Origin of the sequence: Octadecabacter arcticus 238 (assembly GCF_000155735.2) — a bacterium.
In the GTDB taxonomy this organism is placed as follows: Bacteria; Pseudomonadota; Alphaproteobacteria; order Rhodobacterales; family Rhodobacteraceae; genus Octadecabacter; species Octadecabacter arcticus.
The window spans coordinates 295,037-310,000 of the sequence record NC_020908.1 but is presented as its reverse complement, the minus strand read 5'-3'; the positions used below and the strand labels follow the sequence as shown (position 1 = coordinate 310,000).

Genomic DNA, 14,964 nt, shown 5'->3' with positions numbered 1-14,964 from the left:
TTCTTGCGACATCTATGCCATTCATCCCTGGCATAGAAATGTCTGTCAGTACCAGATCGTAGTTGTGTTCATTTAAAAGTTCGATGCAGTCCAAGCCGTTGTCAACTGCGTCAAATTCATGCCCAAAAGACACAAGAAAACGGGTGACGATAAGCAAATTTAACCGATTATCTTCTACGACAAGCAGTCGTTTTGGGGCGCTCTGTGGTTCCAGCATATTAGACCTCAACCACGCAGACAGGAATACTTAGTTGGAAACATGATCCTATGCTTGGATCGCTGGTTAGAGATATTTCGCCTTTCATGAGGCCCGCAAGGCGCCACGAAATTGCGTGTCCAAGACCTGACCCCTCATTGGTGCGTGATAGCGCAGAATCAACTTGGTAGAACTCTTCGAAGATTGTCGCTTGCGCGCCCTTCGCTATGCCGATCCCACTATCGCTTACCGACAGAATGAGCCTGTCCGCTCCGAAGCCATCGCTGCCAAGTTCGGCCGCGATATGAATTTTCCCTTCAGTGGTAAATTTCACTGCGTTTCCGACAAGATTCAGCAAGATTTGACTGATCGACTGTGGATCACCACGCAGCATTTGATCAGAAACGGTCGAGGTCAGGGAGAGACCTTTTTGCGAGGCGAGCGGATGAAATAATTCAATCGCACTTTGAACCACGTCTGCGAGGTTAAATTTGCTCACCTCGCTCTTTTGTGCGTTGGCTTCGAGCTTAGCGAACAGTAGCGCGTCATCAAAGAGGCGGACCATGTCATTGGCCGCCTTTTTCCAACGGTTAGCAGATACCGTTGATCATCATCCGTTGTGCCACCCTCGATTAGTTCAAGGACGCCCATGAGCCCGTGCATTGGCGTTCGGACCTCATGGGACATGACAGTCAGAAACTGCGACTTTGCTCGCTCCCCCTTAAGGGCTGCGTCCAACGCATTCGTCATCTGGTTCCGATCCGCTTGCAGATCAGAGATGACTTTATTGAAGCTCGCGCCTAACAGTTGGGCTTCTGATATCACCACTTTAGCATCGCTCACGTCGACCCGCGCAGCGAGATCGCCGCCCGAGACCGCCTCTGCCGTCGTAACGAAATGTTGGATCGGGGTCGAAATAAGGCGCGACAACCACCAACATAGCAAGACGAGCAGGCAAACTTCGAAAAAGAAAATCGCCAATGCGGTGTTCTGGGAGGCTTTGGCCCGCGCCACCAGTTCGCTCATGGGTTGGGGCACCATCACGCCCCAGCCTGTGCGCGCAACAAAAGTGAACCCAGATATCATGTCGGCTTGCATAGGCGGAGAATAGAACGTCGCGACGCCCGTTTCGCCTTGCATCATCTGTCTGACGACTGACAGCCCGCTGGCGTCTTTTGAGGTCGCCTGCCACTCTGGATTTGGATGGGCAATCACAAGGCCGTTTTGGTCCACGATCATGGAGTGACCGAGTATCCCAAACTTAATCGATTTCTGGAGCTCCGGAACGTGTCAACGACTTTGAGACAGTGGCTTTTGGACTTTAGGCTTGGGTTTCTTCGGTTGGTTTTGGTGGGTTGATCCAGACGGCGGTCGGGATTTGAGGCGGTTTTGGTGGTTTGTGTACGAAGCGTTCGGGCGTGGCGAGGAATGCCGCGTCTAGTGTTGCTTGTCGCGCGGTGTAGATTTCTTGGGCCTGCCCAAAATGGATTTGGTCGGGCGTCATCAGACCAATCCCGGCGTGATGATGGTCTTGGTTATACCATGCAAAGAACCTGCGGCAGAATGCGCGAGCCTGCTCGATGGTTTCAAAGTTCTTGGGGAACTCTGGCTGATATTTCAGTGTTTTGAAGTGGGCTTCGGAGAACGGGTTGTCGTTTGAGGTGTGGGGCCGACTGTGGAACTTGAGCACACCAAGATCAACCAGCATCAGGGCTGTCGTCTTTGCCTTCATGGGCCCACCGCGATCTGCATGCAATGTCAGCTGATCGCGTGGAACCTCGTGTTTTTCCATCGCGTCGATGAACAGCTCTTTGAACTGGCTGGCGCTCTCCGCGTGCTCGACGCGCCAGCCAACAACGCGGCGGCTGAAGATGTCGAGGATGACATAGAGATAGAAGTAGGACCATTTCACCGGGCCCATCAGCTTGGTGATGTCCCAAGACCAGACCTGATTGGGGGCTTCAGCTAGAAGTTCAGGCTTTTGATAGACGGGATGTGTGCTCTGTCGGCGGCGTTCGCCAACTTCGCCCTGCGCGGCCAATATCCGATACATCGTGCGGATTGAACACAGATAGGTGCCTTCATCCAGCAAGGTGGCAAAGACCTCTGTGGGCGTCTGATCCGCAAAGCGGGGTTCGCGCAGGTGGTGCAATACCTGGTCTCTTTCCCTTTCCGGCAGAGCCCGCGAAGACGCTGCGCGCGGTGGGCGTGTGCGTGGTGGTGCCGTCAGCGCCGCACGCTGTCGAAGAACGCTCGCGCGCGATAATGATAGCGCGGCGCAGACAGCCGAGGTCAAGCCGCTGCCGGTGGGCAATGCAATCGCGACGGCCATCATGATTTGCCGCTGCGCTCTTGCGTCTGCTCCATCTCGTCCAGAAGTCCCGCCACTTTTTTTTGGATGGCAATGATGGCTTCCGCCTGATCCAGACGGCGCCGCAAGGCTGTCACCTCACGGTTGGCCTTGGCCAGCTCAGCTTGCAATGGATTGGCAGGTGCCTTTTGTGGGCCACGGCGCATTGGCTGCAATGCACCCAATGTGCCGGCCGCCCGCGCACGGCGCCAATCGGTCAGTGCAGAGGAATAAAGCCCCTCCCGCCGTAGAATGGCGGAAACCCCGCCAGTGTCTGCCACTTGGTCCGTCTCATCCAGAATGCGCAGTTTGTATTTGGCTGTGAAGTTGCGCCGCTTCGGGATGCTCGTCAGTTCCGCTGTGGGAGCCAACGGCGCATTAACAACGCGGGGAGGCGACGTCGGGGCCAAAACGGCTCCAGATCCAGCATCTGGCGAAAGTGGTGATTGTGAAGGCATAACCATGGTTCTTCTCCTACGCCCTCAAGTGTAAACTTTAGCCAGTCAATTGTCTCACGCTTATTGGCACGGAGGGCTCGACCAAATACCGCAATTTCAAAACCGCGAACGCCAGCCTACCATCCGATTGAGAACGAACCAAAAACAAGTGAGGCGCTCCATCGAATTGCAGAACGCCTGAGAAGACCGTTTGGCCGGGATCAATTGCAGCTTGCGCGCGAAGTCCTGCCATTTGTTCAAATGAGAGGCGTGGCGAAGCTGCTGTACCTACCGCCCTGACCTCGTTCAAGATAGTATCGTTAGCATCAACAACGGTTACAAAGCTAAGGTCAAAACCATCAAGTGTTTCGCTCAAGGCAAGTTCACCGAACACCTCAAGATTGCTGATCGTCAGTTCGAAAACCGACGCAACATCATTGGCATACCGTTCCATTGCGGCGGCAAAATTGTTGGCGATTATGAGGTGATTTTCGTCAACATATGCGATCTCTTTCTGGATCGCACTGCGCTCCATCCACTTGTAGAGGCCAAGGATGGGCAGCACAGACACAAGCATTAAGCTCGTAAATATGACCCACCTAATGCTGACCCGAAACCCAGACCATTTCGTGGGAAGCCTTGATTCCCCCAGCGCAGTTTCGATCGCCTTAGCATTGCCCAGCATTCCGTTACCTTCTGGAAGTCGCTCTTTGTCCGACTACTCGATAAAAAAAACCAAAGAGTACCTTAGACTCAAGTTTCAAATGCAACACTCAGAGCCCTTTGGGCATAGGATGTTGTGATGGACATACGAAGCAAGCACCTCAGCAGCGAGGATCGTGGCGTGATATTAGCCGAGCACAATAGGGGCAGCAGTCAGCGGTTGATCGGCCAGCTTTTGCATCGCCCGGCGAGCACGATCTGCCGTGAGCTGGCGCGAGGTCGGCAGGAAGACGGCAGCTATTGCCCGCAAGCGGCGCGGCAGGCCTATGATGCCCGGCGCGCGCGCTGCCGCCGCAAGCGCAAGCTTGTGGAGGGGAGCGATCTTTATCGTTTCGTTCATGGCAAGCTCGTACATCTGCACTGGTCGCCTGAGCAGATTGCGCAGAAACCCCTCCGTGCCAATAAGCGTGAGACAATTGACTGGCTAAAGTTTACACTTGAGGGCGTAGGAGAACGAACCCATGGTTATGCCTTCACAATCACCACTTTCGCCAGATGCTGGATCTGGAGCCGTTTTGGCCCCGACGTCGCCTCCCCGCGTTGTTAATGCGCCGTTGGCTCCCACAGCGGAACTGACGAGCATCCCGAAGCGACGCAACTTCACAGCCAAATACAAACTGCGCATTCTGGATGAGACGGACCAAGTGGCAGACACTGGCGGGGTTTCCGCCATTCTACGGCGGGAGGGGCTTTATTCCTCTGCACTGACCGATTGGCGCCGTGCGCGGGCGGCCGGCACATTGGGTGCATTGCAGCCAATGCGCCGTGGCCCACAAAAGGCACCTGCCAATCCATTGCAAGCTGAGCTGGCTAAGGCCAACCGTGAGGTGACAGCCTTGCGGCGCCGTCTGGATCAGGCGGAAGCCATCATTGCCATCCAAAAAAAAGTGGCGGGACTTCTGGACGAGATGGAGCAGACGCAAGAGCGCAGCGGCAAATCATGATGGCCGTCGCGATTGCATTGCCCACCGGCAGCGGCTTGACCTCGGCTGTTTGCGCCGCGCTATCATTATCGCGCGCGAGCGTTCTTCGACAGCGTGCGGCGCTGACTGCACCACCACGCACACGCCCACCGCGCGCAGCGTCTTCGCGGGCTCTGCCGGAAAGGGAAAGAGACCAGGTATTGCACCATCTACGCGAACCCCGCTTTGCGGATCAGACGCCCACAGAGGTCTTTGCCACCTTGCTGGATGAAGGCACCTATCTGTGTTCAATCCGCACGATGTATCGGATATTGGCCGCGCAGGGCGAAGTTGGCGAACGCCGCCGACAGCGCACACATCCCGTCTATCAAAAGCCTGAACTTCTAGCTGAAGCCCCCAATCAGGTCTAGTCTTGGGACATCACCAAGCTGAGGGGCCCGGTGAAATGGTCCTACTTCTATCTCTATGTCATCCTCGACATCTTCAGCCGCCGCGTTGTTGGCTGGCGCGTCGAGCACGCGGAGAGCGCCAGCCAGTTCAAAGAGCTGTTCATCGACGCGATGGAAAAACACGAGGTTCCACGCGATCAGCTGACATTGCATGCAGATCGCGGTGGGCCCATGAAGGCAAAGACGACAGCCCTGATGCTGGTTGATCTTGGTGTGCTCAAGTTCCACAGTCGGCCCCACACCTCAAACGACAACCCGTTCTCCGAAGCCCACTTCAAAACACTGAAATATCAGCCAGAGTTCCCCAAGAACTTTGAAACCATCGAGCAGGCTCGCGCATTCTGCCGCAGGTTCTTTGCATGGTATAACCAAGACCATCATCACGCCGGGATTGGTCTGATGACGCCCGACCAAATCCATTTTGGGCAGGCCCAAGAAATCTACACCGCGCGACAAGCAACACTAGACGCGGCATTCCTCGCCACGCCCGAACGCTTCGTACACAAACCACCAAAACCGCCTCAAATCCCGACCGCCGTCTGGATCAACCCACCAAAACCAACCGAAGAAACCCAAGCCTAAAGTCCAAAAGCCACTGTCTCAAAGTCGTTGACACGTTCCGGACTGCGTCTCATGAAGCCTGATGATCCATCCGCCCATGTGAGCCATGAGACCATCTATGCCGCGATTTACGCGCAGCCACGTGGCGGGCTGAAGGCGGCGATGATCGAGGCGTTGCGTCAAGCGAAGCCTAAGCGTGGGCTCAAGCGCAGGACAGCGGCGGGCAGTGCTATGGTCCCGGAATCATTGCGCATTATCAATCGCCCTGAAGAGATCGAAGCACGACTGGTACCAGGCCATTGGGAGGGCGACCTCATCAAGGGCGCATTCAATCGCTCGCCAGTGGGGACCTTGGTCGAGCGCAAGACACGCTTCGTCATTCTTTGCAAAATGGATGGCAATGGGGCCGAGGCCGCGCTTGACAGCTTCACCCGCCAGATGAGACGACTACCCGCTGATTTGCGCAAGAGCATGACCTATGACCGTGGCTCCGAAATGGCCTGCCATCCGGAATTGGCGCGACGATTGAAAATTGATATCTGGTTCTGCGATCCGCATGCTCCCTGGCAGCGCGGCAGCAACGAGAACACCAACGGACTGCTGCGTCAGTTCATGCCCAAAGGAACTGACCTGAACGGTGCAAGCCAAACATGGCTCAACGACGTTGCAAACCTGATGAACAACCGTCCAAGAAAAACCCTCGGATGGAGAACACCCGCTGAAGCTATGGCCGACGAAATCGTGGCCTTTAAATCAACCGTTGCACTTGATGTTTGAATCCAAGTACTGCTCCGGAAAATTAACCATGTCGTTTTTCACAGAACTGCCAACGGCATAGGTTAAGGACCGCAGCCGCACAAATTATCTTTAGATAGATTTCGTGCCTAAACCTGCGAAATTGAGCTGCAAAAGGATAGGTTTGGGAACTGACTTTACTCCTAAACAGCAGCACCCAATCGGGTCTCAGCCTCGCCACTTAAGGGCTCGCTTTCCGATGCAAAGTGTTCGGATCGTGCACCTGCAACGAAGGCCTACGATCAGCCCTGCCCGTCGAACGCGGACACACGCACAGTAAACGAACACAGGCCCACGCTTTATGCGGGCCTGTGTTAAATCTTATGGGCCAACGGAAAGTTAGCCCCGTTCGGCTTAACCTTAGATCAAATCCAGATAGGTCACATCATCTGTCAGCGCATTGACGTTGCCGACATTGTTCAGTGTCAGGGATGTGCTGGCGTCGAAGGCGATCACCAGATTGCCGTCCACAACATCGGCCAGCAGGCGCAGGGCCGCGAAATCTGCGGCGAGGGAGGCGTCGAGTTGAATGGTGTCGACGCTATTGCCAAAGTCACGGATCGTGTCGCGCCCGTCGCCGGCAAGAAATTCGAACGTATCCGCACCAGTGCCACCGCGCAGCAAATCGTCGCCCAACCCGCCATTGATAAAATCATTGCCCGCGTTGCCGTTTAGGTCGTCATCACCGTCACCGCCATACAAGGTATCAAACCCGACAGACCCCGAAATAACATCGTCACCGTCGCCGCCGAACAGATCATCCGCACCCTGACCGCCCTCAATAATGTCATTCCCAGCGTCACCATAGATAAGGTCATTGGCTGCGTTGCCGCTCAGATTGTCGTCACCGTCACCGCCATACAAAATGTCAGCGCCACCCAGCCCGGTGATGGTGTCGCTGTCACCGTCGCCGTGCATCACATCCGCGCCCTGCCCGCCGTTCAGGATGTCGTTGCCATTCCCGCCAAACAACGTGTCGTTTCCCGAATTGCCCTTCAGGTTGTCGTCACCGCTGCCGCCGTACAAGGTATCAAAGCCGTTGAGCCCGACCATCACGTCGTTGCCAGACCCGCCATACATGTCATCAAAGCCAAGGCCACCGTTCAACTGATCGCCGCCACCGCCGCCATACAGCGTGTCGTTGCCAAGGCCGCCCGACAGATTGTCAGTGCCTTGCGTGCCATCAATGCTATCGCAGGACCCGACGCCCGCTACGGTAATGCCCGGCACTTCTGGTTGGGGTTCGGCCAATTCAGACAGCAACACGATTTCACTGCCACCGTCGGTTCCGACGGTAAAGCGAAACTCCTCTACGCTGTCGAGGATTGCGAATACAGTGTCGTCCGAAATGCTGACGAACGTATGTGTCCCGTCTTCCTGCTAAAACAAGCGAACTTCTGCCTCGAACTCCGCGCGCGTAACACCCAAGCCTACGTTGTCGGCGCCATTTGCGTTGATCCTGTTCAATTCAAGTTGGTCGGTTCCGTCACCACCGATGAACGTCAGAAAGTCGGGGCCGTCGCTGCGTAGGCGAAGGCGGTCGTCGCCATCGCTGCCAAGAAATGTCAGATCACCTTGTTCCAAATATGCGTCAAACCGTTCGATGCCATCAAAGCTGGTCGAATACCCGTCCCCAATGACAGCATTGTTCGCCACATCGATGACAATATTGTCGCTGATAGCGTCTACAACAAATAGGCGGTCGGAATCGCTGCCGCCGAACACACTGGAATTATCGTTCCGGGATACGATAAAAAAGTCTGCGCCCGCCCCACCGAACAGTTGAACGCCGTCTTGTCCGTAGAAGACATAAATCTCATCGTCGCCATCGCCGCCATAGATCGTATCCATACCGCCGCCGCCAAAGATGTCATCGTGACCAAGCCCGCCGGATAGCGTTTCGTTGGCGTCGTTGCCTTCGATCAAGTCATTTTCGGTTGTGGAGAGCAGGGAGGCAAGCTCATTGAAACCGAAGTTTTGATCGTTGCGGAACGGCCCATCCAAGATTTCGCTAATGCCTACGATACTGCTAAAAAAGGCATTATAAAGTTCAAGCGTACTGAGATCCGGAAGTGGATCTCCCCCAAGTCGGGAAAATTGGACCGTTGAATCCTGAAAAATGGGAAAGTAATTCAGCACAAGAAAGTCCGTACTGTAGGACCCGTCGTCATCCGACCAAAAGACGCGCGCGGCATTCGCCTCGATGTCTGCGGGGTCGACTACGATACCATCAATGCGGATCGTGTAAGCGTCGTTAATAACCTGAACCTGATCAATGTTTTCGGGATCTGGATCAGGGTTTGCCAGTTCGGTAAAGCTAAAACCAATCGATGAGTCAGGGACAACAATTTCAAAGGTTATCGGCGTGACACCCGTGAGAATGTATTCGTTGAGGCCTGCATCATAGAACCCTTCTTCGCGAATGGCACCGTAATGTGGTCATATTCTAACTCCTTCACCCAGAAGCTAGGCTCCGGATATTTTACTAATTAACTATTCAACACTTTTTTATAGGCGGTAAATCGCCGCTGTGTAAACCGCTACAGGGATGTGGACTTGGGTCACGGTCTTTCCGATCTTGCTAGGCCAAACGAAGGACCCAAACTTGGCCACGAAATACCGCTCACATGTTAACAATCACGGTTACCAAGGTTTATAAATATGTGGATGCACAGGTGAGACGACGGATCATGTATCGACCGTCACTACTGGCCATAAAAAACGTGCCAGTTTTTACAGAGGTGGTCGCGGAATTTCAGGCCAGTTGTTAAGGTGGATCGCATGATGAAAGTGACGCTCCAAAATGACAAAACGAAAGAACTATTCGTCCCGCTGCCGTCAGGGTCATGCTAAGTATGATCCCGAGAGGGGATAAGCAGTTTTTGGAGACGCCTTGGTACGGATCGCGCCAAATGGCTCGGCACATGAAGCGCGACAACCACAAATGCGGCCGCCATCGCGCGCGCCCTCTGATGCGGCTCATGAGGTTGGTTCCGATTTATCAGGAGCCAAACACGAGCAAGAAGCATCCACAGCACAAGATCTGGCCGTATCTGCTTAGGAATGTGGTGATTGATCGACCCGATCAGGTTTGGTGCGCAGACATCACTTACATCCCCCTCTCGGCAGATTGCTTTGCAATCGCCTGTCGGCAATGGATGCGGCGTGGCTTCCTGTATTTGGTCGCGATCCGCTGCCCGGCATTGGTTTGCTTGCAAACGATGAGTATCCGTATTGGTCAAGCTGGATATTCGCCCCATTTTCGCTGATCCCGTAGAAGAGCATTTGCGGTGACAATCAGCTTTCGCATAACGGCTGTGATCGCCAGCTTCTTGCATTTCCCAGTCGATATCAGATGTTCGTATTTTGCCTTCATGTCTGGATTGAAGCGTGTAGCAACAACCGCTGGCAGATAGACTGCGCGCCTGACGCTGGCGCGACCGCCCTGGATGCGTTCCTTGCCTTGCCACTTTCCCGATTGCCTCGATATGGGTGCAAGGCCCGCCCGCGCCGCTGCTTTCTTGCCACTCAAATGTCCGAGTTCGGGCATTTCGGTTAATATCGCACAGGCTGTTACCTTTGCGATGCCCGGAATGCTTGTAAGAATCTCGGCGCGTGCAGCGAGATCTTTGTCTGCCGCAACGATGGCATCGATTGCCTCGGTAACTTGCGACAAGTCACGTTCGATCTGTTTCAGACGTCGTTTGATCTGCTGGGAAGGCAGGACGTGCGTCGTTGCGGCAAGTCGTGCCTTTGCTGCGGTCCGGTCCTTGATCAATGCCAGCCTGGCTGTTGCCAGCTGCTTGAGATCATGAAGTGTTTCGCTTTTGGGTTGGTCTGCTCTCAATTCCAGAAGTGCGCCCATTTTGGCTAATAGCGCAGCGTCCACCCGGTCCGTTTTGGCCAGCCGGCCGTTCGCGATTAGTCTTGAACCGATGGCGACCAAATCGCTCACCTTCGCAGAACCGGCGGGCCTGACGCGGATTGACCCGTGCAAAGCTGATCCCGTGTTGAGCCAAGCCCGTTTCGATGCACCTGTGATAAATGCCTGTTGCTTCAAAAATGACGCGGGAAACTTCTGTTTTTCTCGCCCAAAATGCGAGTGCCTTAGCGCCAGCTTTGTCATCGCAAAACTGCCTGTGCTCTCGCGAGGACAACCAATAAGCGTCCAATGTGTCTTTCGAAATGTCGATCCCAATGGTATCTTCCATGTGTCTCTTCCTAACCTTGTCTTGTCATGCGGGCCCAAAGCCCAAGTATCCGTTCAGGTTTCAAAAAAAGACGGAGGTGACCTTACTCAGCGACGGTCCTCAACGACCAAGAGGGGAACGGTCCAACCTCCGCCGCTGCCTGGCATAAATGACGTGCTGCGCAGCTGTTCCAGCTTCGCATAGAAACTGCCAAAATCATAAGACAAGAGGGGGCTTTGGCCTGGTACAGCCGCAAAGTGCTGAGCTGGCGGCTATCAAACAGCATGGACGCTGCGTTCTGTGTTGAAGCACTGGAAGAGGCCTTGGCCAAACACGGTACGCCGGAGATATTCAACACAGATCAGGGCAGCCAGTTCACCAGTGGCGATTGGATCGACGTGCTGACTGATGCGAAAATTAAGATCAGCATGGATGGCAAAGAGCGCTGGATTGACGACAGCATGATCGAACGGCTGTGGCGATCCCTCAAGTACGAATGCGTCTATTTGCACGCCTTTGAGACAGGCTCAGAGGCGACGGCTGGTATCGAAAAGTGGCTGGCTTACTATAACGTCGAGCGCCCGCATTCGACCCACGAAATCTTGACCCCTGACGAGGCATATGCAAGCAAAACAGAACCAATGAGATTAGCAGGCTGAACAGAAACCATGGTCCACTTTAAAAAGGCTGCAAACTAGTCGAAAAAGCAGGACCACCTCTGTTTGTGGAAAAAGCCGAAAGTGTCTGCTGCGCCACTTGAAGCGTGTCTCAAAGCTAGGCTCTCCACGCCCAATCCGACATATGCGCGCAGCGGTGCTGTTCGAGCATCACAATAAACTGCGAAGAGAAGCGTGACCCGGATGAGTGACAAAGACCCAAAACAAGCAAAGAAAAAGAGCTTGGCCTAAATGCCCAATTGGAGGAGCGGACCTTGGCGACCTAGGCGTGCATGCCTTATATTTTCAGAACAATCTTGCCGATGTGTTGACTGCTTTCCATTCGCGTGTGCGCTGCGCTGGCATCGGCCAGTGCGAATTCTTGGTCCATCACAGGCGATATCTTTCCAGAAGCAAGAAGCGGCCAAACGTGTGTGCGCAATTGCAGTGCAATTTCGGCCTTGGCCAAATCGGACTGCGGACGCAAAGTTGATCCGGTGATCGTCAGGCGGCGCATCATCAGGTGGGCAAAGTTAAGCTCGATCGTGGGGCCTTGCAGGAATGCGATCTGAACAAGACGACCATCGTCGGCCAGTGCGCGCACGTTACGCGGCAGATAGTCTCCACCAACCATATCAAGGATCAGGTTCGCGCCACCCTGAGCTTTGATTTCATCGACGAAATCCACGTCGCGATAGTTCATCACAACCTCAGCGCCGAGGTCCAGACACGCGCGACATTTGGCCTCCGATCCGGCGGTGGTGAACACCCGTGCGCCGAACGCATGTCCTAACTGGATCGCGGTGGTGCCAATGCCGGACGATCCACCGTGGACCAAGAACCGCTCCCCCGCGCGCAGACCGCCCCGCATGAACACGTTGGACCAGACGGTAAAGAAGGTTTCGGGCAGGCAGGCGGCCTGTTTCAGGGACAACCCATCGGGAAGAGGCAGACAATGGGCGGCAGGAGTCACGACCTCTTGCGCATACCCGCCACCGGGCAACAACGCACAAACAGCATCCCCAATGGCCCATCCGGTCACGCCAGCACCGATTGCGCTGATTGCCCCTGCTGCTTCCAGACCGGGCAGCGGGCTTGCGCCCTTGGGTGGGTTGTACAGTCCGGCACGTTGCAGTGCATCGGGGCGATTTACCCCCGCATAGGCGACCTTGATCCGCACTTGCCCGAACGCGGGCTCAGGCTTCGGCATATCGATCAACGTCAGAACCTCTGGCCCGCCAGCTTTGGCGATTTCAACAGCCTTCATCGCGGTGTTCTCCATGACCCTGGCAGATCGTCGGGCGGCGCGCTTGGCGCTTTGACGCGCGACGTGAGCTGGGCGATTGCCCCCGCTAAGGGCTTGAGCAACGGGTTCTTGTTTACCGCCGCTTTAAAGCTTTCAAACTGCATGACGTTTTCAATCCGACGATCAATAAAATCGCTGGTCGCTTGCCCGTCGTCGGTGTCATCACCAAGCCAATACAGCACAACCGATCCGTAAACAGCCGACAGCGTCGCCCGTTTTGTGTACCAATTGATGTCGTCAGACGTATCACCAAGTGCGGTCCAAATCGCGTCAGCGGTGCCCCAGATCAGCTTGGACCCATCAGGCACCATATGCGGTAGGCCAAACAGCGCAGAGCCGCGCCGCACGGCCTCTTTGTCAGTCACCGCATCCAGTCGCAATTGCACCGCAAGGGAGACCTTATCGCGAAACCGCATATCGCTGAGGTCGGACGATGACAGCGCTGCAACCATCGCCGCATCGCCCTGTGTGTGAAATAGAATCGCCAAATCGGTCGCTCCACGCGGGCAGACGCTGCGGGCTTGCACTATCGGTAATCCACACTCATCGACCGCTGCGACAAACGCACCGTCAGACCAGCCATCAAAGGCCACCTGGGGCAGGATTGCATCCAACAATGTAAGGGCACGGGGGTCAGGTAATGGTTTCAAATCAGGCTCCACTTCAGGCGTTTGCATCTTCCTAGCGCACTTTGCGGTTAACTTGAATCGCTTGTTCACGGCCTGTCGCTTTGCCGGAATGCAAAAAAAGACAAAACGCCAAGGGAACACCGCAAGGTACAGTGGACAATATAGGGTCGGCTTGCTATATGACGACGTCCTGCAACTTATTGCAAATCCAACTTAGAGAGGTGGTGAAAACCACATGCAGGTAAGTGTTCGTGAAAACAACGTCGATCAGGCGCTCCGCGCTCTGAAGAAAAAGCTCCAGCGTGAAGGCGTTTTTCGTGAGATGAAGCTTAAGCAAGCTTTCGAAAAACCGTCGGAGAAAAAGGCGCGCCAACAGGCCGAGGCAATTCGCCGTCAGCGCAAGCTGGCTCGTAAAAAGCTCGAGCGTGAGGGGATGCTCTAAGCACCTCCTGACAGCGTTTTAAATAAGCAAAACCCCCGTACCTTTTGGCGCGGGGGTTTTTCTTTGATTGCTGGATTATCAGGTGCATCTAAAAGCACCGATCGGGGTTTTGTTTACGCTATACCCGCAAGACGCAGGACAACCATGACAACAACAACAAGTCCGATGATATAAAGAATGTTCCGCATAGTCGCTCTCCTCAGATGAAATAGATAATTGCGATGACGACAACGACAAGACCAAGCAAAATTAGAATATTACGCATTTTCTAAACCCTTCCTTTACATGTCGAAAACCCTGCAGCGCCAAGTGACGCCATGTTTCCAGATTTTCACAAGCGGCATTACCCGCGACGTCACAACAATGGCGTTGCACCAATCTATCCGTGCCACTTGTGCTATGCTACGCTTATACCACAAAAGTCATCGGAGACCGAATATGGCCACGCTCGCTTCGCTGCTCATCTTGCTGATCGCCTTGCTACACATCTATATCATGTGGTTTGAGATGTTCGCTTGGGAATCCCGTGGGCCAAAGATCTTTGGTAATCTGTCCGCCGACATGTTCCCTAAAACCAAGGCAATGGCCGCCAATCAGGGGCTGTATAACGGGTTTCTGGCCGCAGGTCTGGTCTGGTCCTTGCTGATCAATGATGGGGCTTGGTCACAGAACGTCGCGCTGTTCTTCCTCGCCTGCGTCTTTGTCGCGGGTCTTTACGGTGCCGCGACCGTCAGCAAGCGGATCATGTATGTGCAAACGGTCCCGTCTGGTCTGGCGATTATCGCGATACTTTTGTCCTAGACAGGCAGCGCTGTGGTCTGGCGGACCGTGCGAAGCGCAAACGACGACTGCATGCCTTGGACACCGGGCAGGCTGGCAAGATAGCGGCGATGAATACGGGCGAAATCCTCAGCGTCTTCTGCTACAACTTTCAGCAGATAGTCCGCCTGCCCTGCCATCAAATGACATTCTAAAACGTCCGGAATGCGGGCAACCGATTTTTCAAACGCATCAAGCACATCATCAGCCTGCGCCCGCAACGTTATCTCAACGAATACAGTGATTTTGCGGGCAACTTTGCGCGGGTCCACCAGTGCAACGTAACCAGATATAAACCCTTCCTTTTCAAGCCGCTGCACCCGCCTGTGGCAGGCTGAGGGAGACAGATTCACCTTCTGTGACAACTCAGCATTCGACAGGCGGCCTTCGCGCTGCAGCGCATTCAAAAGGCGACGATCTATTTCATCAAGATCCATGGCGCAAAATTCTCCCGCATTTGGCCGCATATTGCGACGATCATTGTGACT

12 protein-coding genes and 6 pseudogenes (1 of these 18 running past the window's edge) are annotated in these 14,964 nt (G+C 54.6%); 7 read left to right on the top strand and 11 right to left on the bottom strand.

Annotation, left to right across the window (positions count from 1 at the left end):
- The 5 genes from OA238_RS01645 to OA238_RS01620 all read right to left on the bottom strand — a co-directional run.
- A protein-coding gene (locus tag OA238_RS01645; protein WP_044036097.1) for a response regulator crosses the window boundary here: on the bottom strand, positions 1-217 show its 5' portion. It extends 167 nt beyond the left edge of the window; 217 of the gene's 384 nt are visible here — the first part of the coding sequence; the start codon lies at positions 215-217; its stop codon lies beyond the left edge, outside the window.
- Between the two features lies 1 nt (position 218).
- Entirely contained in the window at positions 219-695 is a 477-nt protein-coding gene (locus tag OA238_RS01640; protein WP_044036095.1) for a sensor histidine kinase, read from the bottom strand.
- Positions 692-1,462, bottom strand: a complete 771-nt coding sequence (locus OA238_RS01635) for a sensor histidine kinase (RefSeq protein ID WP_275450503.1) — start codon at positions 1,460-1,462, stop codon at positions 692-694. The genes OA238_RS01640 and OA238_RS01635 overlap by 4 nt, the downstream gene beginning before the upstream one ends.
- A gap of 55 nt (positions 1,463-1,517) precedes the next feature.
- Positions 1,518-3,010, bottom strand: a protein-coding gene (locus OA238_RS01630) for an IS3 family transposase (RefSeq protein WP_085982723.1) whose coding sequence is annotated in 2 segments (ribosomal slippage) — positions 1,518-2,560 and positions 2,560-3,010 — 1,494 coding nt in all. Because the reading frame shifts where the segments join, the coding sequence is not laid out codon by codon here.
- A 31-nt stretch (positions 3,011-3,041) separates the two neighbouring features.
- A complete protein-coding gene (locus tag OA238_RS01620) occupies positions 3,042-3,668 on the bottom strand; it encodes a hypothetical protein (RefSeq protein ID WP_015493803.1) in 627 nt (208 codons plus the stop codon).
- Between the two features lie 117 nt (positions 3,669-3,785).
- On the opposite strand from OA238_RS01620, the pseudogene OA238_RS29555 reads away from it, so the two are divergent.
- From OA238_RS29555 to OA238_RS01595, 3 pseudogenes are all read left to right on the top strand, one after another.
- Positions 3,786-4,094 (top strand): annotated as a pseudogene (locus OA238_RS29555) (helix-turn-helix domain-containing protein); the annotation flags it as partial.
- Between the two features lie 73 nt (positions 4,095-4,167).
- Positions 4,168-5,660 (top strand): annotated as a pseudogene (locus tag OA238_RS29550) (IS3 family transposase).
- A gap of 42 nt (positions 5,661-5,702) precedes the next feature.
- Positions 5,703-6,416, top strand: a pseudogene (locus OA238_RS01595) (IS30 family transposase); the annotation flags it as partial.
- A 378-nt stretch (positions 6,417-6,794) separates the two neighbouring features.
- Here the strand turns inward: OA238_RS01595 and OA238_RS34400 are convergent.
- Positions 6,795-7,697: a calcium-binding protein gene (locus OA238_RS34400; protein WP_144055806.1), complete on the bottom strand. Its 903-nt coding sequence runs from the start codon at positions 7,695-7,697 to the stop codon at positions 6,795-6,797.
- Positions 7,698-7,814: 117 nt separating this feature from the next.
- Positions 7,815-8,573 (bottom strand): calcium-binding protein, encoded by a 759-nt coding sequence (locus OA238_RS01585; protein WP_044036085.1) that lies wholly within the window; start codon positions 8,571-8,573, stop codon positions 7,815-7,817.
- A 731-nt stretch (positions 8,574-9,304) separates the two neighbouring features.
- Between OA238_RS01585 and OA238_RS33395 the strand changes: the two are divergent.
- Positions 9,305-9,625 (top strand): annotated as a pseudogene (locus OA238_RS33395) (IS3 family transposase); the annotation flags it as partial.
- Between the two features lie 47 nt (positions 9,626-9,672).
- Here the strand turns inward: OA238_RS33395 and OA238_RS01575 are convergent.
- Positions 9,673-10,645: pseudogene (locus tag OA238_RS01575) on the bottom strand (IS110 family RNA-guided transposase).
- Positions 10,646-10,866: 221 nt separating this feature from the next.
- On the opposite strand from OA238_RS01575, the pseudogene OA238_RS01570 reads away from it, so the two are divergent.
- Positions 10,867-11,283 (top strand): annotated as a pseudogene (locus OA238_RS01570) (transposase); the annotation flags it as partial.
- A 295-nt stretch (positions 11,284-11,578) separates the two neighbouring features.
- Here OA238_RS01570 and OA238_RS01565 read toward each other — a convergent pair.
- Complete coding sequence (locus tag OA238_RS01565) at positions 11,579-12,547, bottom strand: NAD(P)H-quinone oxidoreductase (protein ID WP_015493799.1); 969 nt, start codon at positions 12,545-12,547, stop codon at positions 11,579-11,581.
- On the bottom strand, positions 12,544-13,263 hold the full coding sequence (locus OA238_RS01560) for a COQ9 family protein (RefSeq protein ID WP_015493798.1): 720 nt from the start codon (positions 13,261-13,263) through the stop codon (positions 12,544-12,546). The genes OA238_RS01565 and OA238_RS01560 overlap by 4 nt, the downstream gene beginning before the upstream one ends.
- Positions 13,264-13,450: 187 nt before the next feature.
- Here OA238_RS01560 and rpsU point away from each other — a divergent pair, with 187 nt between their 5' ends.
- Together rpsU and OA238_RS01550 are read left to right on the top strand one after the other, a co-directional pair.
- Positions 13,451-13,657 carry a 30S ribosomal protein S21 gene (rpsU, locus tag OA238_RS01555; RefSeq protein ID WP_015493797.1) on the top strand — a complete coding sequence of 69 codons (207 nt, stop codon included), beginning with the start codon at positions 13,451-13,453 and terminating at the stop codon, positions 13,655-13,657.
- A 438-nt stretch (positions 13,658-14,095) separates the two neighbouring features.
- Positions 14,096-14,458 carry a DUF1304 domain-containing protein gene (locus OA238_RS01550; RefSeq protein ID WP_015493796.1) on the top strand — a complete coding sequence of 121 codons (363 nt, stop codon included), beginning with the start codon at positions 14,096-14,098 and terminating at the stop codon, positions 14,456-14,458.
- Here the strand turns inward: OA238_RS01550 and OA238_RS01545 are convergent.
- Positions 14,455-14,913, bottom strand: a complete 459-nt coding sequence (locus OA238_RS01545) for an Lrp/AsnC family transcriptional regulator (protein ID WP_015493795.1) — start codon at positions 14,911-14,913, stop codon at positions 14,455-14,457. The genes OA238_RS01550 and OA238_RS01545 overlap by 4 nt on opposite strands.
- Positions 14,914-14,964: the final 51 nt, after the last annotated feature.